The following is a 23,276-nucleotide window of genomic DNA, read 5'->3' on the forward strand; positions in this document are numbered from 1 at the left end:
AGACGCCCTTGGGTAGACGCAACCGCCAAGCCCAAGGCCATCAACGCATATTCATGCCGCCATTCACGTGAAGCGTCTCGCCAGTGATATAACCGGCTGCATCACTGGTCAAAAAACCCACTGCTGCGGCGATCTCTTCCGGCGCCCCTAAACGGGCCAGCGGAATTTGCTTAAGCAGCATTTCGTGCTGTGCTTCAGGTAGCGCTTCGGTCATATCAGTCGCAATAAAGCCCGGCGCCACTGCGTTAACCGTAATCGCACGAGAGGAGACCTCACGCGCTAGCGCGCGGCTAAAACCTTCCATACCGGCCTTAGCTGCAGCATAGTTAGTTTGGCCCAGGTTGCCCATGGTTGCCACTACAGAACTAATCGACACAATACGCCCAAACCGCGCCTTGGTCATACCCCGTAAACACGCCTTGCTAACACGATAGACAGATTTCAGATTGGTATCCATGACGGAATCCCACTCATCTTCTTTCATGCGCATCAGCAGATTATCACGCGTGATACCCGCGTTGTTGATCAAAATAGTCGGCGCACCAAAGCGCTCAGTAATCGTTTTCAATACGCTATCGATACTGGTCTGGTCGGTCACGTTAAGACATAGACCTGCCCCTTCAATGCCGTGCTCTTTCAAATCGGCATCAATTTTTTCAGCGCCAGACTCACTGGTCGCGGTGCCAATGACGATACGGCCCTGGCGACCTAGCTCGCGAGCAATGGCCTGACCAATACCACGACTCGCCCCTGTTACCAGGGCAACTCTACTCTCTTGTGTCATAACGTTCTGCCTCTAACCGTGTAATCAAGCAAGGATAGTGGATTGCAATCTCTCTTGGTCACGCCTTATCAGCCAAGGTTTCACGCGCCAGCTCAAGCGCGGCTTCCAGACTGTCAGGATCATTCACCGCCAATCCCTTGCTACCCTTCACGATACGCTTATTGAGGCCAGTCAACACCTTTCCTGGCCCGCACTCAATGAACACCTCCACGCCTTGATCCGCCATGGCTTCAACACAGGCGCTCCAACGCACCGGCTGATAGAGCTGCTCGACTAGCCGCGTGCTCAATGTCGCGGTATCGGCATGGGCCTGGGCATCGACGTTTTGGATGACACTGTAGCGCGGCGCCCGCAGCTCGATAGTTTGTATCGCCTCTGCCAGGCGCTCGGCCGCAGGGCGCATCAATGCACAGTGCGAAGGCACGGAAACCGGCAATGCCATGGCACGCCTGGCACCGGCCTCCTGGCAAGCAACAATAGCTCGCTCAACGGCTACTTTAGAGCCCGCTATCACCACTTGCCCTGGGGAATTGTAGTTGACCGCTGAAACAACGTCGCCCTGGGCAGCCTTTTCACAGGCGGCTTCAACCGCATCGTCTGCCAAGCCCAGGATCGCCGCCATGCCGCCTTCGCCAGCAGGCACTGCCGCCTGCATGGCTTCTCCGCGCAGACGTACCAAGTTGACGCCTTCGGCAAAGCTCATGACGCCTGCGCACACCATAGCGCTGTATTCGCCTAGGCTATGGCCCGCCATCACTGTCGGCCGCGGCCCTTCCAGCTCTTGCCACACACGCCAAATGGCGACGCTGGCAGAAAGCAGCGCAGGCTGGGTGCAAGCGGTTGCATTAAGCGACTCTTCGGGACCTTCTTGGACGACTTTCCACAAATCGTAGCCCAAAGCATCCGACGCTTCCTCAAATGTCGTTCCCACCACACTATAGCGCTCGGCAAGCTCTCGCAGCATTCCAAGCTGCTGAGAGCCTTGCCCGGGAAAAATGAGGGCAAGGGGTTGAGACATGTCGTTCACCTTTGCTCTTGTAGGCATTTGCTCATATGAGCGATAGGCGAGGTTATTGGCACATCCTGATGCCACCTATAAACCCGCAAAAAAGTTAAATCGTTATTATCTGATCATGGCTGGCCTGTGCCATCGTTTTCACTTGATGGCGCTTGCCAGCGGCCTGCGATCCGCGCAGGTAAGTTATGTTCTACTTCCTGCAGGGCGCGATGAATAGCGTAGTAAAACCCATCGGCATGAGTACTGCCGTGACTTTTCACTACGATACCGCGCAACCCCAATAAACTGGCCCCGTTGTAGCGCACGGGATCAAGCTCTTGCTTTAAGCGCTTTAACACAGGCTTGGCCAGTAGGCTTGCCAAACGACCACTTAGGCGCGACTCAAACGCCATCTGCACGCGTTCAACCAACATACTCGTCAAACCTTCGCTCGCCTTGAGGACAGCGTTGCCCACAAAGCCATCACACACCACCACATCAAGCTGGCCTTTAAACAGGTCGCCACCCTCAGCATAGCCTTGATAGTCGAAAGCACTACCACTGGCATACTCGCGCAGCAGACGATCAGCCTCACGTACGCTCACACTCCCCTTGGTGGCTTCAGCGCCAACGTTGAGTAGCGCCACGCGCGGCACCGCAGTGCCATCGATACACTGCGCCATCGCCGCCCCCATCAGTGCAAAATCGACCAGTCGATGGGCAGGGGAATCCACGTTGGCGCCTAAGTCCAGCAAATAGCAGCGGCGCCCTTGGCAGGCTGGGATCGCGGTACTGATTGCCGGACGAGAAATCCCCTCGACCATCCCCAGTTCGCGCCTTGCCAAGGCAACAAGCGCTGCCGTATTGCCTGCGCTTACACCAGCCACAGCTTCACCCTGGGCGACGCACTGCAGCATGTGCGCCATGCTCGTTGCCTCACCTCTGCGCAACGCCCAGGCCGCTGTTGACCCCGGCATTACGCTATCGGGCGAATCACGCGCCACCAAACGTGACGTTGCCGCAGCCAGAGGCTGCGGCAAGCGCGAAAGCTCAGCAATAATCTGCTGACGCGGGCCAAACAGAACCAGCTCAAGACCGGGGTGTTCCAACACCGCCCTTGCGGAGCCTGCGATAATCGCATGAGGGCCTTGGTCACCCCCCATCACATCAATCGCTAAGCGCATACCGCACTGAGTCCGTTTAGCCGCTTAGTAATGCAATTGAGGCTTATACCTCAACCACTTTACGACCACGGTAGAAACCGTCTGGAGAAACGTGGTGACGCAGGTGAGTCGTACCGGTTTCTTTGTCCTGAGACAGCGTCGGAGCGGTCAGCGCATCGTGGCTGCGACGCATGCCGCGCTTGGAACGAGTTTTACGGTTCTGTTGAACTGCCATGGGGGTTTACTCCAAGGTATTTAAGGTAAAGGGTGCTTATTTTTTGCCTTTCAAGACATTCAGCACCGCGAAAGGGTTCGTCGCTGGCGCTGTATCTGACGCCGCGCCTTCTGTTTTGCTGACCAGCTGCTCCGCCGAGACATGACATTCGGCTTCATCGTGATAGACCACCTGGGGCAGGCTGAGAATCAATTCATCCTCAACTACCGTCAGAAGATCCAGCTGTTCCTTTTCCACCAGCACCGGTTCATGACTAGCAGGCAACTCGGCCGCCAAGGCTTCATCAGTGACCATTCCAAGCAGAAAGTCACTACTCACCTCTTGAGGCAGCGGCACTAGGCAGCGTCGGCAGGCAAGCGCCAACGTCGCTTGCAAGTGGCCACGAATTTCACGACGGCCTTGAGCATCGACACCAAACTCAAGCACGACATGACAGTCGCCGGTTTGGTCACCCGCTTCTTCGGCAAGACGTGGCAGCTTATCCAGCGCTACCAGGCCTTCGATTCGTTCGTGGCGGGCTGCGAGCTTATAAGGCTCCACCCGACTGGGGAGTTGTGAGGTCAACATAGGCGCGCAATGATAGGCACTCCCCCTGCTGGTGTCAAAGCTGTCGGTGTATTTCTTCATCGCTTCCTCAATAAATAACCAACATAGGCCTCAATAAACAGCCGACATGGGCACAATTCGCAGCTTTCGCTACACTCTACTGCTTTGCCGTCCCACTAGCGCAACCACATTAGCCAGGAGTTATACTGTGACCTCACCCGCCATGACCGAGCCATCAAGCACTCAGTCATCAACTGCGCAGTCCTTAAGTACAGAAAATACAGAGCTAGTGCTTGCCTCAAGCTCACGCTGGCGGCGTGAGCTGCTGGATCGCCTACAACTCCCCTACCGGTGCCATTCACCGGATATTGATGAAACGCCGCATGATGGCGAAACACCACACGCACTGGTACATCGCCTAGCGCTTAGCAAAGCCAACGCCGTGTCGGCTCACTTCCCCCACCACTGTATTATAGGCTCCGACCAGGTAGCGGTATTTGAAGGCGATATTCTTGGCAAACCACATACCACAGAAAAGGCCTGCGCTAACCTTGCCCGCTTTTCTGGCCAGCGCGTCACCTTCCTGACCGGTTTAGCGCTACTGGATACTCGCCACCAGCGCCATCAAGTCCATGTCGAGCCCTTCGAGGTCGTGTTTCGCACTCTTAGCACGCAAGAGATCGAAAACTATGTGGCCAAAGAGCAGCCCCTAGATAGCGCGGGCAGCTTTCGTATGGAAGGCCTGGGCATTGCGCTGTTTGAAAAACTGGAAGGCCGCGACCCCAACGCGCTGATCGGGCTACCGCTGATCGCGCTCTGCGATATGTTGCGCCAAGCGGGCCTGGATCCGCTTGGCGCGCCCTAGGGCCCAGGACGTAAATTGGCGATCAGAAACGAAGCGGGGTGTTAGGCGCCTTAATGCCTAGCACTTCAGCGGCAACCTCGGTAAAACGCCGAGTAAAGCGCTCAAATGGATCAAGACTCGGCGTATAGTCCACCCAGTCGATGTTACCTACTTGATCGCGAGACAGCTGTTCGAGACTACCCAACTGATCGACCAACCCTAGCTCGATGCTCTGCTCGCCACTCCATATCAGGCCTGAGAAAATGTCCGAGCTATCACTGAGCCGTTCGCCGCGACCTGCGCGGACGTCATCGATAAATTGGCGATGGGTTTGGCTCAGCACACCTTGCCAAAACGTCTCTGCATCATCGTCCAGCGGCTGGAATGGATCTAAGAAGGCCTTATTCTCTCCTGCCGTAAGCACGCGGCGCTCCACGCCAATGCGCTCTATCGCCTCCTCAAAGCCAAAACCAGCGTAAATCACACCAATCGAGCCCACTAAGCTCACTGGCGACGCAATAATCTCATCTGCCGCTGCAGCTATGTAATAAGCGCCGCTGGCACCGATATCCTCAATCACCGCGATAATCGGTTTATCACCCTGCTCGCGCAGGCGCATGATTTCCGCATAGATACGCTGAGACTGAACAGGGCTACCACCGGGACTATTAATGTGCAGCACCACGGCTGCAGCGCTTTCGGCATCCCAGGCTCGGTTTAACCCTTGGATGATGCGCTCCGCATTGGCTGGCGAATCGCTGGCGATTACTCCATTAACCTCAACAATGCCCAAGTGGCGCTGGGCGGGCGTTGCGACACTCGGCGAATCCCAGAACAGGCTATAAAGCGCGGCAGACAGCGCCACCAGCACAACAGCGAGAAACATCAGCCGGAAAAACAGCTTCCAGCGGCGGGTACGCCGTTGCTCGGTCAAGACGCCGCCTATCCAGTGATCCATCATTTCCAGCTGCGCTAATCGCTGGCGTTCGCGCAGGGTTTCGGCATCATCACCTGGCGCCCCAGGGGGCTGCTTAGCCCCCTTACCAGGCGGAACCTCGGCCCCTTCAGTCCAAGGATCTTCCTTGAACTCGTTGGGCTGGTCGCTATTAACCGGGCCATCATGACCCTCTTGTGCACCCTCTTGGCGGGTTGGATCGTCACTCATAAAATGTCCTTATAACCGATCAAAAAGCTCGTCTACGCTATGGGCAATCCACTTGGGTTCGCTCATTGCCAGGCGCTCAGGCGCATGCACCCCATAGCTTACCCCCACCCGATCCATGCCCATCGCCCTAGCCATTTCCATATCATACTCAGTATCGCCGACCATCACCGCCCGCTCGACCGGCACCGCAAGCTCAGCCAGTAACTCTGAAAGCATCTGCGGGTGCGGTTTAGAGCGGGTTTCATCCGCGGTACGGCTGGCATGAAACCACGCGCCGCTGCCGGTCTCAGTAAAAATACGGTCAAGCCCGCGACGGCTTTTACCTGTTGCTACTGCTAAACGCTGTTGCTCATGCCCACGCAAACGGGCGATATGCGCTTCGACACCGCTAAAAAACGCCATTGGCGTGGTATCAGCCTGCACAAAATGGTGCGCGTAACGCTCGCGAAGCCGCTCGGCCTGAGCAGGCAATATACCTGGGCAGAGCTTGGCAATTGCTTCGGGCAGCCCCAGGCCAATAATATCTTCAACCTCCGCAGCTGAAAGCGACCCCCACTCGGCCTCCAAAGCAGCCGCCTGCATACACGACACAATCCGCGGCACTGAGTCCATCAAGGTGCCGTCCCAATCAAATATAATTAGCTCGTACTGCATGGCAGCTCCCTGTAAAAGGCAACGCGGTGAAAAAGAAGTTATTGACGGGCGCGTTTGAGCGCTTCTTCCAGAGCTTCTGGCAGCGGCGCTTTGACGGTAACCGGGCGGCCGTTAGTGGGCTCAGGAAAGGTCAGCGCTCGCGCATGAAGGAACAGACGTCCCAGCCCTAACTGCTTGGTGAGCAGACCACTTTCACGGGTAGCATACTTATCGTCACCTAATAACGCATGGCCTGCGTGGGCGGCATGTACGCGAATCTGGTGGGTACGGCCCGTGACCGGCTCAGCCTCTATAAGGGTTACTTTTTCGAAGGTTTCAACCACCGAAAAATGGGTGCGCGACACTTTCCCGTTGGGATCTACCCTTACCCTCCGCTCGCCGTTACCGGCATCAAAGCGGTCTAACCGAGCACTCTCATAGGTTTTCCGCGCTGGCCAGCGCCCACTGACCAGGGCCAGATAACGCTTATCCATACCGTGCTTTTTCAGCGACTCGTTCAGCGTCACCAGCGCATCGCGCGACTTGGCCAGCAGCAAACAGCCAGACGTATCGCGATCCAAGCGGTGAACCAGTTCCAGAAAGCTCAGATCATCGCGCACTTGACGCAGCGCTTCTATTAAACCAATTTTAACCCCGCTGCCGCCATGCACTGCCAAACCAGAAGGTTTATTAAGCACCATCCAATCGGGGCCTTCCATAATAACGCTGCCTACCAGGAGGTCGCGCAAATTATCACTGACTTCCTTCACCGCTTCGCGAGGCGCCAAACGCAGCGGCGGAACGCGTACTAAATCCCCCGCTTGCAAACGGTAATCCACCTTCACGCGTTTTTTATTAACGCGCACCTCGCCTTTACGTACGATGCGATAAATAAGCGCGCGAGGCGCCCCTTTAAGCCGCGTCATGAGAAAATTATCAATTCGCTGCCCTGCTTGCTCCGGGGCGATATCCACCCACTGCACTTCACGCCCTTCGGACATTACTACTTACTCCTGCTTAAAAACGGCATTCTAGCGTAGACCCAAGGGCATTGCGTCAATTGCTGGTCGTAGTCTTTACTGTTATATTCGAAATCGTTCACCAGCTAAGCGCAGAAAGCTGTCTTGTCTAGCGCTAGTGACTAGCTGCTCGATAGCTAATTGATTAAATTTGTTAGCAGAGAGCATCACCGCTGAGCTTGGTTAATGCGCCTGCCCGACTAACACGCAGGCCTGAACGCAAAAACGGCACCAGTGTACGCATTGCCCGTTTTCCAGTATTAAAACTGATCTTAAAAATGCAGTAACTCTGCCGCCCGTTTTTTATGCCGGCAGAGGAAAATAAGCCTTGCCCTCAACGGCAGGCAGCAACGAAACAACGCCACGTCCTGAGCAGCTCCGCCTTATTCGTCACAAGGCGATGACTGACTCCGGGCGAAAAGTTCAACGCTGTGCCGGTGGCCGGCGTTGGTGAATCGATGAATGCCAGGTGTTGGCGGTGTCAGCAGGGCCGGATGGACGTGACAGCCACCGGAACACGTCCTGCCTCCGCCACGTACTCAACGCCCTATCGGCCGGGTTGGCGATGATGCCTTCCCGGCTTGACGCGTCAGCATTGCAATGCGCCGAGCACAAGCACGCAGCACCCAGCGATTCGCCTACGTCACCCAATAGGCAGTTCGCCGGCACGCAACGCTATGCGAGACACTATGAAACGGATGCTTATCAATGCGACCCAGCCCGAAGAGCTGCGTGTCGCTTTAGTTGATGGACAACGCCTATACGATTTAGATATCGAATCCGGCGCAAGAGAACAGAAAAAAGCCAATATCTATCGCGGTAAAATCACCCGCGTAGAGCCCTCCCTGGAAGCTGCCTTCGTTGACTACGGCGCCGACCGTCACGGCTTTTTGCCCCTCAAGGAGATCTCTCGCGAGTACTTTGTCAAAGACGTTTCCGGACGTCCGAGCATTAAAGAAGTGCTTAAAGAGGGTCAAGAGGTCATCGTCCAGGTCGATAAAGAGGAGCGTGGCAATAAAGGTGCCGCGCTAACCACCTTTGTCAGCCTGGCTGGTCGCTTTTTGGTATTGATGCCCAATAACCCGCGTGCAGGTGGCATTTCTCGCCGTATCGAAGGCGACGAGCGCAGTCAGCTCAAAGACGCCATGGGTCAGTTGACCGTGCCGGATAAAATGGGCCTGATCGTGCGCACTGCAGGCATTGGTCGCAATCCGGAAGAGCTCCAGTGGGACTTGGACTACTTGGTTCAGGTGTGGGAATCGATCACCACTGAAGCTGCCAAGCGCCCTGCCCCGTTCCTGATCTACCGTGAATCCAACGTCATCATTCGCGCCATGCGCGACTACCTACGCCAGGACATCGGCGAAGTATTGATCGACAGCCCCGAGATTCACGCCGAAGCGCTGAGCTTTATTCGCCAGGTAATGCCCTCGTACCAGCAGAAGATCAAGCTCTACGCAGACGAAGTACCGCTATTCTCGCGCTTCCAGATCGAATCACAAATCGAAACCGCCTATCAGCGCGAAGTGAAGCTGCCTTCTGGCGGCTCGATTGTGATCGATCACACCGAAGCGCTAGTCTCCATCGATATCAACTCCGCACGCGCCACCCGCGGCAGCGATATCGAAGAGACCGCCCTACAGACCAACTCTGAAGCCGCCGATGAAATCGCCCGCCAGCTGCGCCTGCGTGATATCGGCGGTTTGGTGGTTATTGACTTTATCGACATGGGGCCTGCACGCAACCAGCGTGAAGTTGAAAACCGCATGCGCGATGCCCTCAAGCTGGATCGCGCACGGGTACAGATTGGGCGTATTTCACGCTTTGGCCTGATGGAAATGTCCCGCCAGCGCCTGCGTCCCTCGCTGGGAGAAACCAGTGGCGTGGTCTGCCCGCGCTGTAATGGTCAGGGCACCATTCGCGATGTTCGCTCGCTCTCCCTCTCTATCATGCGCCTGATTGAAGAAGAGGCGATGAAAGAGAATAGCGCGCAGATTCGCGCCATTCTACCGGTACCCGTGGCGACTTACCTGCTCAATGAAAAACGCAGCGTGTTGGCAGATCTTGAGTCTCGCCAGAATGTTCGCGTGGTACTGCTGCCCAATCCTGATATGGATACGCCCCACTACGACGTGCAGCGGCTGCGTGATGACCACCTGGACGAGGATGACACTCAAAGCCTATCGAGCTTTGAGCTCTCCACCGACACCGAAGTAGGCAAAGAGCCGACACCCAGCTTCGTGCCGCCCGCTCAACGCGCCGAAGCCGCCGTCAAGAGTGTCACCCACAACGCTCCCGCCCCGGCATCGCTGCAAACGGAAGAGAAGGCGCCCGCTGCAGCTCCAGCAGCCAAAGCAGCACCGGTGACCAGCGAGCAACCCAGCGTTATTGGGCGCTTTATCCGCGGCTTCGCCAAACTGCTCGGTAGCGACGAAAGCAATACCGAAGCCACGCCAGAGCCCAAGGTTGAAACACCGGCTCCGCGCAAGCCAAGCGAGCGCAAAACCAATCAGCGCAGCAGCGAGTCGCGGCAAAAATCGTCGCGTGGCGACAACGCCAGCCGTAACGAGTCGCGCAGCGATAATAGCGCCCGCCCTGAGCCAAAAGCTGAACAAAAAGCCGAGCAGCGCAGCAGCACACCGCGTCCTGCCAGTGACGACAATAGCGATAAGCGGAGCGGCCCCAGCCGTACCCGCAACCGCCGTCGCCACCCCCAGCAGGACGATGCTAACGGTCAAGAGTCAGCCAAAGCGCCTCGTAAAGAGAACCAGGCTGATAGCTCTTCCAAAGACAGCCCTAGCAAAGACAGCTCCACGAAAGAGGGCTCTAAAGAGAGCACCAGCGGCAAAAGTGCAGCGCAGAAAGAGTCGCGTCGTGATGGTGGTGACAAAAACCGCGACAGCCAGCGCGATGCAACGGCCAAGAGCCCAGAGTCCAAGAACTTAGAGGCCAAGCAGGATGACGGCAAGCCGAAGCGTACGCGTAACAACCCACGTAACCGCACGCGCACCCAGGCGATCAACCCCCAGGCAGAAGCTGAGCAGTTAAAACTGCAGGCCGAGGCTCAGAATGAAGCGTCAGCAGTAACACCAGAGCCGGCCGAAGACCCTGCGGCAGAAGAACAGGCACAGGTGGTTAAAGCAGCGACAAATGACACAACGATTGCACTAGGATCGGACTCGGACGTTACCGCTCAGCCAGCAACGGCAGCAACCGATGCGCCTGAATCCAACGCCGAGCAAGCGGACGACGCGACGACCGCCGACCGGCCCGTGGCAGAAAACGCTAAAGCGCGCAAGTCGACGCACCAGCGCCGCCAGCCTAAAGCGACTTCACCGGCGGAGCAAACGTCAACTGCCAGCACCGTTGAGCAGGATGAGGCCGCTGCCAAGCCAAGCGAACCGGAGGCTACAGCCAGCGAAGAGCCGTCAGCACCATCTGAGGTGACCTCAGCAACAGCCAAGGCGAACGCAGAGCCAGCTGAAAGTGGGAAAACCGACGATAGTCAGCAGCCCAGTGCTAGCGAACAGGCAACGCCTGAAGCCGTCGAACCGCCTGCGACCAACGCCGTTGATCCAGCCGCAACTATTGAAGAGGCGGCCTCCCCGGCACCTTTCAATATTGCGGGTACGGATCAAAGCAGCGACGAGCATCAGCCCGAAGCGCCAGCTAGCACCCAAACTCGCCAGGAAGCGGCAAACCCAGATGTTGCTGAGAGTACTTCTGAGAACGCTTCTGAGAGTGTCGCCGCAGCCCCTTCAACTGAAGAGCCTGCCAACAGCGAGCCAAAGCAAGACAGCGCAGAAAAAGGTGTTGAGCCTAAGAGTGTTAAAGACACAAACTCTGAAGACCGAGTCGCTGAAGAAAGGAGCATTAAAGAAAGTAGCGCTGAACCGAATAGTTCTGAAGTTAGTTCTGAAGACAGTCCTGAAAATAGCTCTGAAAAGAGCAGCGACGAACTAGCAGCGACTGAAACTCCTGTGACTGCTCCCCCTGCAACTGAAGCAGACGCTCAGCCCACTCAACCGGTCACCAGTGAAGCACCCGCTGAAGCCGCAGTAACTGAAGAAGCGCCTAAACCCCGCCGCCGTCGCACACGGGCCCACAATGACCCGCGTGAGAAGCGCAAACAGGCGCAGCAAGACACACGCTCCGAATAGATCGTTCGCGCGTATTGCAGTAACAAAAATCCCCGCTTCGGCGGGGATTTTTGCGTTATGTGCACCTTAGAGGCAGGGCCTAGAGATTAACTAACAGGGATTAATTAACCGCGGCTCGGGCTCTAAACGCACCCCAAAGCGTGCCTCGACCTGGTCCGCGATATAGCTAGCTGTTTTCATTAGCCTCTGACGATCACCGCCGCCAAAGTGCACCAGCACCAGCGCTTGATGCTGGTGTACTCCGAAGGCACCATCACGCATCCCTTTCAAGCCACACTGGTCGATTAACCACCCCGCCGCCAGCTTTGTTTGCCCTCCTTCCTGGGGGAAATGGGGCATAGCAGGATACTGCTGCAACAACTGCGCTACCATCACATCAGCTACCAGCGGATTTTTGAAGAAACTCCCCGCGTTGGCCAGCACCTGTGGGTCGGGCAGCTTCTCGCGTCGAATATCACATACCGCTTCGGCTACCGCGAGCGGTGTGGGAGGGCTTGCCAAGCGTGCGGCGAGATCGCCATAGCCTAGCCGGGGTGCTGGTGTGCGTGACAATTGCAATACCAACTGAGTGATCACCACGCGACTCGCCAACTCGCCTTTAAAAATACTCTCACGGTAACCAAAAGCGCACTCTTGCGCGCTTAGCCAATCCACCCGCCCGGTGGCCAGCTCCATTACTTGCACCGCTTGCAGCGTGTCGGCAAGCTCAACGCCGTAGGCGCCAATGTTCTGCACCGGCGCAGCACCACAACTGCCAGGGATCAGCGCCAGGTTTTCAATGCCCCACAGGCCGTGTGCAGCAGTCGCCATCACCAGCGTATGCCAATTAACCCCCGCCCCTACGTGGGCAAGCACCTGCCCTTGACGCTGACTAAGCCAGTACTGTTGCAAATCAGGCCGCACCACCAAACCTGGTAGTGCCTCGGGAAGCAGAACATTGCTGCCGCCACCGAGCAGCGTGACGGGCCAGCCTTCATGGCGTGCCTCGGCTAACGTTTGGCGTAGTGCTGTTAATGTCTTTGGTGACGCGAAGCGCTCTGCTTGGCAGGGGAGCCTAAGTGTATTAGCGGCGGATAAACCCACATTGCTGAGAATATTCATCTGTGCAGCCACACCATTAGCCCCATTACAGCTCTCGCTTAAGGTGTCGAATCAGCCCTTCTGATGCAGCTTCAATCATATCCAGAGCCTTCTCAAATCCCTCATCCCCGCCAAAATAGGGGTCTGGGACTTCGGCACCGGGGGTACCAGCAAAATCTAAAAACAGCCCAACATGCGCCTGGCTATTGGCAGGCTTCAGCTCGCGCATGGCGCGTAAATTGTCCTGATCCATGCCTAGCACGTAGTCGAATTGGGTAAAATCGTGTTCGCTTAGCTGGCGGGCATGCAGGTCGCTTATATCGATACCGCGCAGTAGTGCCGCCTGCTGCGCGCGGGCGTCTGGCGCTTTGCCGACATGCCAACTGCCGATGCCGCAGGAGTCTATCTCGACCTCATCGGCCAACCCTGCTCGCTCAAGAGCACGACGAAAAACACCTTCGGCGGTCGGTGAACGGCAAATATTGCCTAAACATACAAATAATACTTTCACGATAGCTCCTTAAAAACTGAGCTGCCCAAGCAAGCGCCCGCCCCTGCGCTAAACCGGCAACACCCGAACCCGCGCTAGGCCAGCAGCGCCCGAATCCGCGCTAGATCCTCGGCCGTATCAACACCGGCAGGGTTTACTTCGCAGGCCAATGCCACTTGAATAGCGTGACCATTCTGCAGCGCACGCAACTGCTCAAGCTGTTCAAGCTGTTCGAGGCTTGAGGCTGGCCAGTCTCGGTAGGCAGCTAGAAAACCGGCACGATACGCATAGAGACCGATATGGCGCAGCCAGGCATCGGTTGCCAGCATGGTCGGTGGCGCTTTGAACTGCTCACGATCCCAGGGGATAGGGGCCCGTGAGAAATACAGCGCGCGGCCTTGTAGCGTTCGCACCACCTTGACCACGTTGGGATTAAACAGCGTGTCCACGTCATTGATAGGCTCCGCCAGCGTGGCTATCGACGCTCCGGGATCGTCGGCTAGGCGCAGAGCCACCTGGTCGATCAGCGCGGGAGGAATCAGCGGCTCATCGCCCTGCACATTCACCAGCAGCGCATCATCCGTCAATGCCAATATACCAGCCACCTCGGCTAATCGGTCGGTGCCCGAGGGGTGATCGTCGCGGGTCATGATCACTTCGGCGCCGTAGGGCAGCATGGCATCACGAATACGGCTATCGTCTGTTGCCACGACCACTCGGCTGGCGTGGCTTTGGCAAGCACGGCGCCATACGTGAGCGACCATCGGTTCCCCGGCAATATCAAGCAGTGGCTTGCCGGGCAGCCGGGTAGAGCCGTAGCGAGCAGGTACGACGACGGTAAAATCAGGCACCTTGAAATCAACCATGTCATCAAAGACAGCCATTAAGCGTCTCCTAAACGCTCTTGGGAACGTCCTGGAGAGCGTCCTGGAGAAGTAGGCAGCTTTTCATCAGCATCCATCACGCGAGCCTCTTCCGGCAACATCACCGGAATCCCCTCTTTGATCGGATAGGCAAGGCCATCGTAGTGGCAGCGCAGCTCTTGAGCATCGCGATCATACTTCAGCTTACCGTTACACAACGGGCAGACCAGCATTGCCAGCAGTTCCTTATCCATGCGCTTATCTCCTTTAGGAAAGTGCCGACAGCCGCGCTGCCAGCCAGTGCTCAAATTCGGGTGGAAGGGATGCCTCCACATCTAATACCCAACTGTTAGGCGGGGCCAGGGCGTAACACTTAACGGCGTCTTTAGCGGTCATAATCACTGGGCGGGTATCTGCAAAGCTTAGCGCGCCCGCACTAAAGTGCTGGTGGTCGGCCAACGGGTGCCACTCGCCCTCAACACCCAACGCGGAGAGTGTACGAAAAAAGCGCTCGGGATGCCCGATACCTGCCACCGCGTGCACCGGCAGCGTAAACGGCAGCGGCGCAAGCGGAAAACGTGCGCCGTCATCAAGGCGGCGCCAGCGCAGCGGCGCCAGCTGCATAGTAGTGGCTGCCTGCATAATAGACGGAGTAAGCGACAAAGAGGGCTGTGAGTCGCCGTTAATGATCACCGCGTCAACACGCTGCAACCGGCTGGGCGACTCGCGCAGCGGCCCGGCGGGCAGGCAGCGCCCGTTGCCCAATCCACGGTCACCATCCACAACCACCAACTCAATATCTCGATCCAGTGCCAAGTGCTGTAAACCGTCGTCGCTCAAGATAATATCGCAGCCCTTCTCGATCAGTGCCTGAACACCGCGCACGCGATTGGGGTCTGCGGCCACTGGCAGTCCCGTCTGCTGTGCCAGCATCAGCGGCTCATCACCGCTTTCGACAACGTTCGTGTCAGCGGTGACCAGCAGCGGGTAACTGGGCGCATTTCCGCCATAGCCGCGGCTAACGATACCTGGCGACCAGCCTTGGGCCACCAGCCAGCCAGCTAGCCACGCCACCAGCGGCGATTTACCCGTCCCCCCCAAGGTGATATTGCCTACCACGATAACCGGCACCGGCGCCTTCCAAGTAGCTTTTTGGCCGCTAGAGTATTCCCGCTCCCGCCGCGCCATGGCCCACTGATAAAGCGCCCCTAAAGGCCTCAACGGCGATAGCCAGCGGCTGCCCTGGTAAGCGCCTTGCAGCCAGCGCTCCGCCAGCGTTCTCTTGGCAAAGCTCATAACGATAGGCTCATATCGATAGCCTCATGGCGCTTCTTGAAACTGCAGTTGATGCAGCGCCGCGTAGGCGCCATCGGCATCAAGCAGCGACTGATGCGACCCCTCTTCGATAATGCGCCCCTGATCCATCACCACAATCCGGTCAGCCCGCTCTATGGTAGAGAGGCGGTGGGCGATGACCAGCGTGGTGCGCCCTTCACAGACTCGCTCAAGGGCTTTTTGAATATAGCGCTCGGATTCTGTATCCAACGCAGAAGTGGCCTCATCCAGCACCAGTAGCGGCGCGTCCTTGAAGATCGCCCGGGCAATCGCCAGCCGCTGGCGTTGGCCGCCCGAGAGCATCACGCCATTTTCACCCACGGTGGTGGCATAACCATTGGGAAGCTTATCGATAAACTCATGGGCATAGGCGGCTTCAGCCGCAGCCTGAACAGCCTGGGGATCAGGATTGGCCACCCCGTAAGCAATATTATCGGCAATCGAGGCGTTAAATAGCGTCACCTGCTGCGACACCAGAGCAATCTGCTGGCGCAGTGGGCCAAGCGCGTATTCATCAACATTAATGCCATCGATAGTAATACTGCCTTGAGTGGGGCAGTAAAAACGCGGCAGCAAGCTGACCAGAGTGGACTTGCCGCTCCCCGAACGCCCGACTATCGCCACCAGTTCGCCCGGTGCTATGCGTAGATTAATATCGTGCAGGACTTCGGGCTGGTCGTCGGCATAGCGGAAGCTAACATGATCGATCACGACATCGCCGTTTAAACGGCTGGCAATATGTTTGCCACTATCCTCTTCAGGGGTCATATCCAGCAATCCGAAAAGCTCTGACGCGGCCGCCAGGCCTTTCTGAATTTCACCGTTAATCTCGGTCAGTTGACGTACCGGCTTGATCATCAGGGCAGCCGCGGTAATAAAGGCCACAAACTCACCAGGCGTCATGTTCTCCATCAGCGAGGGTGCCATGGCCAGCCAGACCAGTAGCGCCATGGAGATGGCCACCAACATCAGAATCACAGGGGAACTGACCGCACGGGTCATGGCTTCTTTCATACTTTGGCGGCGATTCTCTTCACTGACCCGCTCAAAGCGCTGCTTTTCATACGGCTCTGCGCCGTGGGTGCGCACTACCCGATAGCCCGACAGCGCTTCCGAGGCAATATGGGTGACATCGCCCATGGAGTGCTGAATGCGTTTTGAAATGCGTCTAAAGCGCTTGCTGACGTAGCTTACCACCACGGCAATGATCGGCGTCACGCCCAAAAACAGCAGCGTTAGCATCCAGTTAGTCCAGAGTAGATAGAGCACCAAGCCGACGACGAACAGGCCTTCCCGAAGAATAATCGTCACCGCTTTGGTGGCCGCCCCCGCGACTTGCTCAACGTGGTAGGTCACCCGTGATACCAGTTGACCGCTGGAGTGATGGTCAAAAAACCAGCCCGGCAGATGGAGTAGATGGGCAAACACGTCGCAACGCAGGGTATGAATCACGTAGCGGCCCACATAGGCCATGAAGTAGGTGCTTAAAAAAGTACCTAACCCCCGGGCGGAAAACATAATAATTACAAACAGCGGTAGAAAGAACCGAAACGCCGCATCTGGGTTTTGAATGCCATCAATTAATCGCTTCATCATTTCCGCCAGCGCGGTACTCGACGCGGCGTAAACCACAAAGCCCACTATCGCTAGCGCAAAAGCTCGCCAATGCGGCTTCACATAGCCCAACAACCGCTTATAAATACCCCAACCTGAATCAGTCACACGCGCTCCTGGCCATAGTGTGCAATCGGAGAATTCTACCTGATGGCGACGCGCTTCAACACTGGTTGCGTCGCCCTGGCAATGGTCGCGTTGTTTCAACCTGGATGGGCTGGGCCGCTTTTAGCCAAAAACGCAGTGCGCCGTCATGCGCCGTGTTCCATAGACAGCTGCCCTGCTGGCGAAAACGGCGCACGACAGAATCTACCGGATGTTGAAACGCATTACTCCGCCCGGCGCTAAATATCACATGCTCAGGAGCGATGGAACGTACGAACTGGATACCCGAGCTGGTGCCGCTGCCATGGTGCCCTGCCACCAATACACTAACAGGCGGCTCCACCTCTCGCAGAAAGCGACGCTCTACCTCAGTGCTCACATCCCCCGTAATCAGCAGTCTCTGCTCACCAGCGCTCACCTCAAGTACGCAGGAGCGATCGTTGGCAGATAAATCGTTATCACCCGCGGGCGGCCAGAGAATACGGTAACTCACCCCATCACGCTGCCATGTTTGACCACGCTGACAATCAATACCGGAAATTGGCAGCGCCTCACCTGCAGGAGCCATCCACTGTTTGACCCGATGATCGGCTAACAATGCGCTGATACCGCCCGCATGGTCATTATCAGCGTGGCTGACTAACACTTGATCAAACAACTGCCCCGGTGACCAAAGCGCCTCCAGAGGCATAAAACCACTACGAAAGCGAGGGCCGGTGTCGTAGAGCAGGCGATAATGCGCGCTGCGCAGTTCTATCAACTGCCCCTGCCCCACATCATGGACGCTGACTCTGAGCGCATTGGGGGGAATCGATGACGGAAGCGACCACCAGGGCAGCGCAACGATCAGCGCTGAGGCTGCCAGCCGTAAGCTTGGCAGCACGGCAGGTAGCCCCCAGCATAACGACAGTAGCAACAGTGCGAGGGAGAGCGGATACGTTAACGACCGATCAGGTTCCCATAGTGGCCAGTGCTGCACCACCAGCGTCAGCAACAGGTGGAAAACGCTTAGCGCCTGCTCAAACAGCCACCATACCGTCTCTCCCACCATGGGCAGAGGTGACAGCAGCCACCCCAGCAGTGCGGTCGGCACCATCACCGAGCTTACCCAGGGTACGGCGACTAAATTGATCAATGGGGCAGCGGGTGCCACTCGCCCAAAGGCCACCAATACGGCGGCGGCCATTAGCGGGGCTAGCAGCAGTTGCGATCTCACCAGCGCCCAGCACCAGCCCTTTATCCCTTGAGGACGCTGCCGCCCCTGCCAAATAATAATCAGCCACGCCACTGCCACAAACGATAGCCACATCCCTGGGCGCCATAGCGCTAGCGGATCGACAATAAGTACCAGCGCGAGAGCCAGCCACCAGCCCTGCCAAGCCCCCGGCGCATGCCGACCACTCAGCACCCACAGCCCGATCAATGTCATCACCATCGCCCGCATAGCCGGTGGCGCCATCCCGGCAAGGGTGGCGTAACTGACACAAGCTAGCGCTGCTAACCACCACGGCCAGGTGCGCATACGCCAGTTGGTGGGCGTTGCAAACCAAGCGACTGACTTGGCTAGCAGCAGTACAAATGAGGCCACCAGCCCGACATGCAAGCCTGAAATCACCACCAGATGCGTGGTTCCGGTGGCATTCAGCAGCGACCAGTCGTCTTGGGTAAGCTGTTCGCTATCGCCTAACGTCAATGCGGCCAGCCAGCGTTTGGTTCGATCGTCGAGCGGCTGACGGGCTAAAAAATCCAGCGCTAGCTGGCGCAACGAAGGGCCCGCAGAAGAAAGCCGAACCGGCGCTGGCTCCTGGCGCAAGTAGCCGGTGGCGTGGATTCCCTCACGCCACAGCCACTGCTCATAATTGAAGGCATCAGGATTGGCAAAGCCACTTGGGGGACGCAAACGAAGCGTCATTTGCCACTGCTCGCCGGGCCTAAAGCGAACATCGCTATAAGCGGTAATGCGCACCTTGGTGAGCGCGGAACAGCTAGGCCGTTGTGCCAGGCTAGTCGAAGAGCTTTGACACTGATCAACGCTTAACAGCAGGCGCGTGGCATTACCCACCGGTTGGGCGGTCAACACGGTTGCCTCAACAGCAAGATCTTCTCCGCTTAGCCCCGTCGGTAAGCGACTCCCCCACTCTTCTTGTACGCCAGTGAAGACCCAGGCGCCGATCAGCAGCCATATACCAAATCGCGGGCACCGCCCCACTACCAGCAACGCGGCTACCAACACCCAGCCAAACGCATTTGGAGTCACCTCTGCGGTGTGGAAATACCAGGCAAAAATACCTCCTGCAAGTGCTGCAAGCGCCGCGGGCATGGCAACACCTAACCGCATAGAGCCCTCCAGCGAATGTTCATTAATGGCCTAGCATAGCCGAAGAGTGGCTCTATATGGATAATGAGCCACATCGATAGGCAAGAGTATCCGCCATGCCGCGCAGATTCCTGCAGCGCTACATGCCCAAACCCGACACTATCAGGAAACAGCGCTCGCTACGCTTTATTGCACCGCTGATTGCAGACCCGGGGTTGTGGCTTCTAACTCGCCGAAGCGTTGCCAATGCGTTTAGCGTGGGCGTGTTTTGCGCGATGCTGCCCATCCCCTTTCAGATGGTCGTTGCCGCGCTAGGCGCGCGCCTAACACGCTGCAATTTAGCCCTCTCGGTAGGCTTGGTATGGATTACTAATCCATTAACGATGCCGCTGATTTTTTACGGCAACTACTGGATTGGCACCTTTATCCTCGGCGCGCCCGTGCGGGAGGCCCCTTCGCGTATTTCAACGCACTGGATCGCCGAACAGATGCACGACATTATGCCGCCACTGATCGTCGGCTCGTTGGTAACAGCGGTCATATTAGCCATCGTGGTCAATATTGGCATTCGCTTGATCTGGCGCTGGCACGTCTCCCATAACTGGAAACGCCGCCGCCAGATACGTCGGCAGCGGCGTGCGCAGATAGAAGCAGAATTTGACGATAAGGTTTAATGATTGAACCCGACGGTTAAAGCGCCGGCGCCTGCTCGACCAACTTACCCGCATCCAGTTTAAGCACGCGGTCTTGATGGGCCGCCAGGCTAACGTCATGGGTCACAATCACGAATGCACAGGCGCTCTCTTTGGCCAGTTCATCCATTAGTGCCAAAATAGTCGCCGCCGTGGTTTGATCCAGATTGCCCGTGGGCTCATCCATCAGCACCAAACTAGGATCGGTGACCAACGCACGGGCAATCGCCACGCGCTGGCGCTCCCCGCCGGAAAGCTCACCCGGCTTATGATCCGCCCGCGGCTGCATGCCTACCCGCTCGAGTATCTGCATGGCACGCTTCTCGGCCGCCTTTTTCGACTGACCGCGAATAATCAGCGGTAACGCCGCATTTTCGAGTGCAGTGAATTCCGCCAATAGATGGTGGAATTGATACACAAACCCGATGTAGCGGTTACGAAAGCTGCCAAGTGCCGCTTCATTCAGCCCTGATAGAGGCTCACCGGCGATAACGACGCTGCCTTCACTAGGGCGGTCAAGACCGCCCAGCAGGTTTAACAGCGTTGTCTTACCTGACCCCGAGCTGCCGACGATGGCCACCCGTTCCCCGGCGCGCACCTGCAAATTGAGCTTATCCAGTACCGTCAGATCCTGGGGGCCTTCGCTGTAGGTTCGTGTCAGCGTCTGGCAATCGAGCATGACGGCAGCTTCTTGCCCTGTATTTATCGACATCGTGTCATCCTTATTCCTGAAGCCATTATTCATAGCGCAACACATCCGCCGGCTGAACTTTTGCCGCCCGCCAAGCGGGATAAAGTGTCGACAGGAACGTCAGACCAAAGGCGGCCAATACGATACGACTGACATCATTCCACTGCAGGCGTGAAGGCAGGTCGCTAATGAAATAGACCCCAGCATCCAGGAACTGAATCCCCAGCGTTCCTTCCACCCAGCCAATCAGATCCGCAATGGTCAGCGCCAGCAGCACACCCACGGCCACCCCAACAGCGATACCAATCAGCCCGATGGCCATGCCCTGAACAATAAAAATCCCCATAATCGAGCTCGGTTTAGCACCGATCGTCCGCAGAATGGCGATATCCGCGCGCTTATCGGTCACCACCATAACCAGCGTAGAGACGATGTTGAAAGCTGCCACGGCGATAATCACGGTTAACAGCAGCGCGATCATGCGCTTTTCCATCTGTATCGCCTGGAAAAGATTGCCTTGAGAGAACGTCCAGTCGCTGCCCCGATACTCCGGGCCAAGCTCATTGAGAATCGCTTGGGTCTCGCTACTGGCGGCAAACAGATCATCCAGCTGTAGACGCAGCCCGCCAACCGCATCACCCAGGCGCGCAAGGGTCTGCATATCTTCAATATTGGCGTAGGCCAAATTAGCGTCTAGTTCGGCACCGACGCTAAAAATACCGCTAACGGTAAAGCGTTTTAAGCGAGGAAAAACACCGGCGGGCGTGATTGATGCTTCGGGCACCAGCAGCGTTACTCGATCGCCCACGCCAACGCCCAGGTTGCGTGCCAGCATTGAGCCCAGCACCACGTGCCACTCACCGGGCACCAGATCGGTCAATTCACCTTGGCGCATATGCTCACCAATGATCGACACTCGGTCTTCCCATTCCGGGTTGATACCGTTGACCATGGCTCCCTGATTACGCCCGCCCACGGAGAACATACCTTGTTGCTCAACGTAGGGCGCCGCACCAATGACCCGCTCCCTTTGCATAAGCTCTTCAGCCAGAGCCTGCCATTCAACCATGCCCTCCCGGGACTCAATTTTAGCGTGGGGCACCATGCCTAAAATACGTGTGCGCAGCTCATGGTCGAAGCCGTTCATCACCGACAGCACCAAAATAAGTACGGCGACCCCCAGCATTAGCCCCAACATCGAGGTGAGCGAAATAAACGAAATAAAGTGGTTCCGGCGTTTAGCGCGCACGTAGCGCAGCCCCACCAGAAAAGGCAAACGATCAAGCATGGCGTCATTCCTTATCAATAAGCGCTCATGGTACGGTTTTTTTAGTCTCTCTGCATGTTCAAACGGCCATTAGAGCGGCCTTCGCCGTGAGCGTTCATAATAAAAACGTTACGCTTGCAACTTGCCCCGCCACACCCTACATTGCGCCGATTTACTGCTGACAGTGGGCTGCGCTTTTATGACGTATCGTTTGCTACCCGAATGGTATCCCCAAGATGGGATACAACTGACCTGGCCACGCCCAGACGGCGATTGGGCGCCTCTGCTTGCGCGCATCGAAGCCACCCTCGAACGTATCGTGATGGTCACCGCACGCTATCAGCGCGTGCTTATTTGCGTACCAGACGAACTAACCAAACAGCGCCTGGCCGATACTTTTCACGCCTACGCTGTGCCCGCTGAACGCCTGCAGCTTATTGTCGCACCCACCGACGATACCTGGGCGCGGGATCATGGCCCGATCAGCGTGGTCGATGAAGATGGCCAATGTGTCTTGCTCGACTACACGTTCACCGGCTGGGGTGGAAAATTTCCCGCCGAACGCGATAACTTGCTCACCCAGTGGCTTGCCGATGCGGGCGCCTGGGCCTGCCCGGTGGCCTCGCGGAATCTGGTACTGGAAGGCGGCGGTATAGAAACTGACGGCGAAGGCACCCTGCTCACCACCGAAGCATGCCTGCTTAACCCCAACCGTAACCCCACGCTATCCCGAGCAGAGGTAGAAGCGCAGCTTGGCGAAGACTTCGGCGTTGACCGTGTGCTGTGGCTGGCCAACGGCCATTTAGAGGGCGATGATACCGACAGCCATATTGATACCCTGGCACGCTTCTGCAACCCAACCACCATCGCCTATGTGCGTTGTGACGACCCTCACGACCCGCACTACGCGGCCTTGGCGACGATGGAGCAAGAACTGCAGTCTTTCCGGCAACGCAATGGTGAACCCTACCGGCTTGTTCCACTGCCCTGGCCCCAAGCCTGCTTTGACCCGGAAGATGGCCACCGCCTGCCCGCCACCTACGCAAATTTCCTGATCATCAATCAGGCCGTACTGGTGCCTACCTACGGCGACCCGGCGGATGTCACTGCACTGAACGCGCTAGCGGTTGCTTTTCCTGAGCACACGCTAATTCCGATTGAGTGCGTAAGCGTTATTCGCCAACATGGCAGCCTGCACTGTTTAACCATGCAGCTTCCACAAGGCACGCTTGCCCGGGGCACGCCTGCCACGACCGCTATTTGCTAAAGGAGTCAC

At 57.1% G+C, this 23,276-nt stretch carries 21 protein-coding genes; 4 read left to right on the forward strand and 17 right to left on the reverse strand.

All coding sequences use genetic code 11. The features are described 5' to 3' along the window. Nucleotides 1-40: 40 nt before the first annotated feature. From fabG to K7H09_RS04625, 5 genes are all read right to left on the reverse strand, one after another. Nucleotides 41-784 carry a 3-oxoacyl-ACP reductase FabG gene (fabG, locus tag K7H09_RS04605; protein ID WP_230803761.1) on the reverse strand — a complete coding sequence of 248 codons (744 nt, stop codon included), beginning with the start codon at nt 782-784 and terminating at the stop codon, nt 41-43. A gap of 58 nt (nt 785-842) precedes the next feature. Further along, entirely contained in the window at nt 843-1,802 is a 960-nt protein-coding gene (fabD, locus tag K7H09_RS04610; protein WP_022523876.1) for an ACP S-malonyltransferase, read from the reverse strand. A 113-nt stretch (nt 1,803-1,915) separates the two neighbouring features. Further along, nucleotides 1,916-2,965, reverse strand: coding sequence for a phosphate acyltransferase PlsX (gene plsX, locus K7H09_RS04615; protein ID WP_230803779.1), 1,050 nt, complete (start codon nt 2,963-2,965; stop codon nt 1,916-1,918). Nucleotides 2,966-3,008: 43 nt separating this feature from the next. Beyond that, nucleotides 3,009-3,179, reverse strand: coding sequence for a 50S ribosomal protein L32 (rpmF, locus tag K7H09_RS04620; RefSeq protein WP_007114757.1), 171 nt, complete (start codon nt 3,177-3,179; stop codon nt 3,009-3,011). A 36-nt stretch (nt 3,180-3,215) separates the two neighbouring features. Continuing rightward, nucleotides 3,216-3,746 (reverse strand): YceD family protein, encoded by a 531-nt coding sequence (locus K7H09_RS04625; RefSeq protein WP_041158158.1) that lies wholly within the window; start codon nt 3,744-3,746, stop codon nt 3,216-3,218. 202 nt (nt 3,747-3,948) lie between these two features. Here K7H09_RS04625 and K7H09_RS04630 point away from each other — a divergent pair, with 202 nt between their 5' ends. Next, on the forward strand, nt 3,949-4,590 hold the full coding sequence (locus K7H09_RS04630) for a Maf family protein (protein WP_230804053.1): 642 nt from the start codon (nt 3,949-3,951) through the stop codon (nt 4,588-4,590). Between the two features lie 22 nt (nt 4,591-4,612). Here K7H09_RS04630 and sppA read toward each other — a convergent pair whose 3' ends face one another. The 3 genes from sppA to K7H09_RS04645 are packed head-to-tail and all read right to left on the reverse strand — an operon-like array spanning nt 4,613 to nt 7,368. Next, on the reverse strand, nt 4,613-5,734 hold the full coding sequence (sppA, locus tag K7H09_RS04635) for a signal peptide peptidase SppA (RefSeq protein ID WP_230803781.1): 1,122 nt from the start codon (nt 5,732-5,734) through the stop codon (nt 4,613-4,615). Between the two features lie 9 nt (nt 5,735-5,743). Next, entirely contained in the window at nt 5,744-6,388 is a 645-nt protein-coding gene (locus tag K7H09_RS04640) for an HAD family hydrolase (RefSeq protein ID WP_230803785.1), read from the reverse strand. 38 nt (nt 6,389-6,426) lie between these two features. Further along, nucleotides 6,427-7,368: an RluA family pseudouridine synthase gene (locus K7H09_RS04645; RefSeq protein ID WP_009286408.1), complete on the reverse strand. Its 942-nt coding sequence runs from the start codon at nt 7,366-7,368 to the stop codon at nt 6,427-6,429. 707 nt (nt 7,369-8,075) lie between these two features. On the opposite strand from K7H09_RS04645, the gene rne reads away from it, so the two are divergent. After that, a complete protein-coding gene (gene rne / locus K7H09_RS04650; RefSeq protein ID WP_230803788.1) occupies nt 8,076-11,546 on the forward strand; it encodes a ribonuclease E in 3,471 nt (1,156 codons plus the stop codon). 90 nt (nt 11,547-11,636) lie between these two features. On the opposite strand, the gene murB is transcribed toward rne, so the two are convergent. From murB to K7H09_RS04685, 7 genes are all read right to left on the reverse strand, one after another. After that, nucleotides 11,637-12,647, reverse strand: coding sequence for a UDP-N-acetylmuramate dehydrogenase (murB, locus tag K7H09_RS04655; RefSeq protein WP_230804055.1), 1,011 nt, complete (start codon nt 12,645-12,647; stop codon nt 11,637-11,639). A 25-nt stretch (nt 12,648-12,672) separates the two neighbouring features. Then, complete coding sequence (locus K7H09_RS04660; protein WP_041158064.1) at nt 12,673-13,137, reverse strand: low molecular weight protein-tyrosine-phosphatase; 465 nt, start codon at nt 13,135-13,137, stop codon at nt 12,673-12,675. Between the two features lie 74 nt (nt 13,138-13,211). Further along, nucleotides 13,212-14,000 carry a 3-deoxy-manno-octulosonate cytidylyltransferase gene (kdsB, locus tag K7H09_RS04665; protein WP_009286405.1) on the reverse strand — a complete coding sequence of 263 codons (789 nt, stop codon included), beginning with the start codon at nt 13,998-14,000 and terminating at the stop codon, nt 13,212-13,214. Then, nucleotides 14,000-14,233, reverse strand: coding sequence for a Trm112 family protein (locus tag K7H09_RS04670; protein WP_022523886.1), 234 nt, complete (start codon nt 14,231-14,233; stop codon nt 14,000-14,002). Before K7H09_RS04670 ends, kdsB begins: the two co-directional genes overlap by 1 nt. A gap of 13 nt (nt 14,234-14,246) precedes the next feature. Beyond that, complete coding sequence (gene lpxK / locus K7H09_RS04675; protein ID WP_009286404.1) at nt 14,247-15,275, reverse strand: tetraacyldisaccharide 4'-kinase; 1,029 nt, start codon at nt 15,273-15,275, stop codon at nt 14,247-14,249. A 24-nt stretch (nt 15,276-15,299) separates the two neighbouring features. Further along, nucleotides 15,300-17,036 carry a lipid A export permease/ATP-binding protein MsbA gene (msbA, locus tag K7H09_RS04680; protein ID WP_041158063.1) on the reverse strand — a complete coding sequence of 579 codons (1,737 nt, stop codon included), beginning with the start codon at nt 17,034-17,036 and terminating at the stop codon, nt 15,300-15,302. A gap of 55 nt (nt 17,037-17,091) precedes the next feature. After that, a complete protein-coding gene (locus K7H09_RS04685) occupies nt 17,092-19,371 on the reverse strand; it encodes a DNA internalization-related competence protein ComEC/Rec2 (protein ID WP_230803814.1) in 2,280 nt (759 codons plus the stop codon). A gap of 95 nt (nt 19,372-19,466) precedes the next feature. Here K7H09_RS04685 and K7H09_RS04690 point away from each other — a divergent pair, with 95 nt between their 5' ends. After that, the gene (locus tag K7H09_RS04690; protein WP_161463443.1) at nt 19,467-20,024 is read left to right on the forward strand and encodes a DUF2062 domain-containing protein; all 558 of its coding nucleotides are present in this window, start codon (nt 19,467-19,469) and stop codon (nt 20,022-20,024) included. A 16-nt stretch (nt 20,025-20,040) separates the two neighbouring features. Here the strand turns inward: K7H09_RS04690 and K7H09_RS04695 are convergent, their stop codons facing one another. After that, on the reverse strand, nt 20,041-20,754 hold the full coding sequence (locus K7H09_RS04695; RefSeq protein WP_022523890.1) for an ABC transporter ATP-binding protein: 714 nt from the start codon (nt 20,752-20,754) through the stop codon (nt 20,041-20,043). Nucleotides 20,755-20,779: 25 nt separating this feature from the next. Continuing rightward, complete coding sequence (locus K7H09_RS04700; RefSeq protein WP_022523891.1) at nt 20,780-22,021, reverse strand: lipoprotein-releasing ABC transporter permease subunit; 1,242 nt, start codon at nt 22,019-22,021, stop codon at nt 20,780-20,782. A gap of 178 nt (nt 22,022-22,199) precedes the next feature. Here K7H09_RS04700 and K7H09_RS04705 point away from each other — a divergent pair, with 178 nt between their 5' ends. Then, entirely contained in the window at nt 22,200-23,267 is a 1,068-nt protein-coding gene (locus tag K7H09_RS04705; RefSeq protein WP_230803817.1) for an agmatine deiminase family protein, read from the forward strand. Nucleotides 23,268-23,276 lie beyond the last annotated feature (9 nt).

The organism is Halomonas sp. IOP_14 (assembly GCF_021021315.1).
Taxonomy (GTDB): Bacteria; Pseudomonadota; Gammaproteobacteria; order Pseudomonadales; family Halomonadaceae; genus Vreelandella; species Vreelandella titanicae.

Coding starts and splice junctions, on each gene's coding strand:
- K7H09_RS04685 (WP_230803814.1), bottom strand. CDS start 19,371: ATGCGGTTAGGTGTTGCCATGCCCGCGGCGCTTGCAGCACTTGCAGGA.
- K7H09_RS04700 (WP_022523891.1), bottom strand. CDS start 22,021: ATGCTTGATCGTTTGCCTTTTCTGGTGGGGCTGCGCTACGTGCGCGCT.
- sppA (WP_230803781.1), bottom strand. CDS start 5,734: ATGAGTGACGATCCAACCCGCCAAGAGGGTGCACAAGAGGGTCATGAT.
- K7H09_RS04670 (WP_022523886.1), bottom strand. CDS start 14,233: ATGGATAAGGAACTGCTGGCAATGCTGGTCTGCCCGTTGTGTAACGGT.
- K7H09_RS04630 (WP_230804053.1), top strand. CDS start 3,949: ATGACCGAGCCATCAAGCACTCAGTCATCAACTGCGCAGTCCTTAAGT.
- lpxK (WP_009286404.1), bottom strand. CDS start 15,275: ATGAGCTTTGCCAAGAGAACGCTGGCGGAGCGCTGGCTGCAAGGCGCT.
- kdsB (WP_009286405.1), bottom strand. CDS start 14,000: ATGGCTGTCTTTGATGACATGGTTGATTTCAAGGTGCCTGATTTTACC.
- fabD (WP_022523876.1), bottom strand. CDS start 1,802: ATGTCTCAACCCCTTGCCCTCATTTTTCCCGGGCAAGGCTCTCAGCAG.
- rne (WP_230803788.1), top strand. CDS start 8,076: ATGAAACGGATGCTTATCAATGCGACCCAGCCCGAAGAGCTGCGTGTC.
- K7H09_RS04695 (WP_022523890.1), bottom strand. CDS start 20,754: ATGTCGATAAATACAGGGCAAGAAGCTGCCGTCATGCTCGATTGCCAG.
- murB (WP_230804055.1), bottom strand. CDS start 12,647: ATGAATATTCTCAGCAATGTGGGTTTATCCGCCGCTAATACACTTAGG.
- fabG (WP_230803761.1), bottom strand. CDS start 784: ATGACACAAGAGAGTAGAGTTGCCCTGGTAACAGGGGCGAGTCGTGGT.
- plsX (WP_230803779.1), bottom strand. CDS start 2,965: ATGCGCTTAGCGATTGATGTGATGGGGGGTGACCAAGGCCCTCATGCG.
- K7H09_RS04625 (WP_041158158.1), bottom strand. CDS start 3,746: ATGTTGACCTCACAACTCCCCAGTCGGGTGGAGCCTTATAAGCTCGCA.
- K7H09_RS04640 (WP_230803785.1), bottom strand. CDS start 6,388: ATGCAGTACGAGCTAATTATATTTGATTGGGACGGCACCTTGATGGAC.
- K7H09_RS04645 (WP_009286408.1), bottom strand. CDS start 7,368: ATGTCCGAAGGGCGTGAAGTGCAGTGGGTGGATATCGCCCCGGAGCAA.
- rpmF (WP_007114757.1), bottom strand. CDS start 3,179: ATGGCAGTTCAACAGAACCGTAAAACTCGTTCCAAGCGCGGCATGCGT.
- K7H09_RS04705 (WP_230803817.1), top strand. CDS start 22,200: ATGACGTATCGTTTGCTACCCGAATGGTATCCCCAAGATGGGATACAA.
- K7H09_RS04690 (WP_161463443.1), top strand. CDS start 19,467: ATGCCGCGCAGATTCCTGCAGCGCTACATGCCCAAACCCGACACTATC.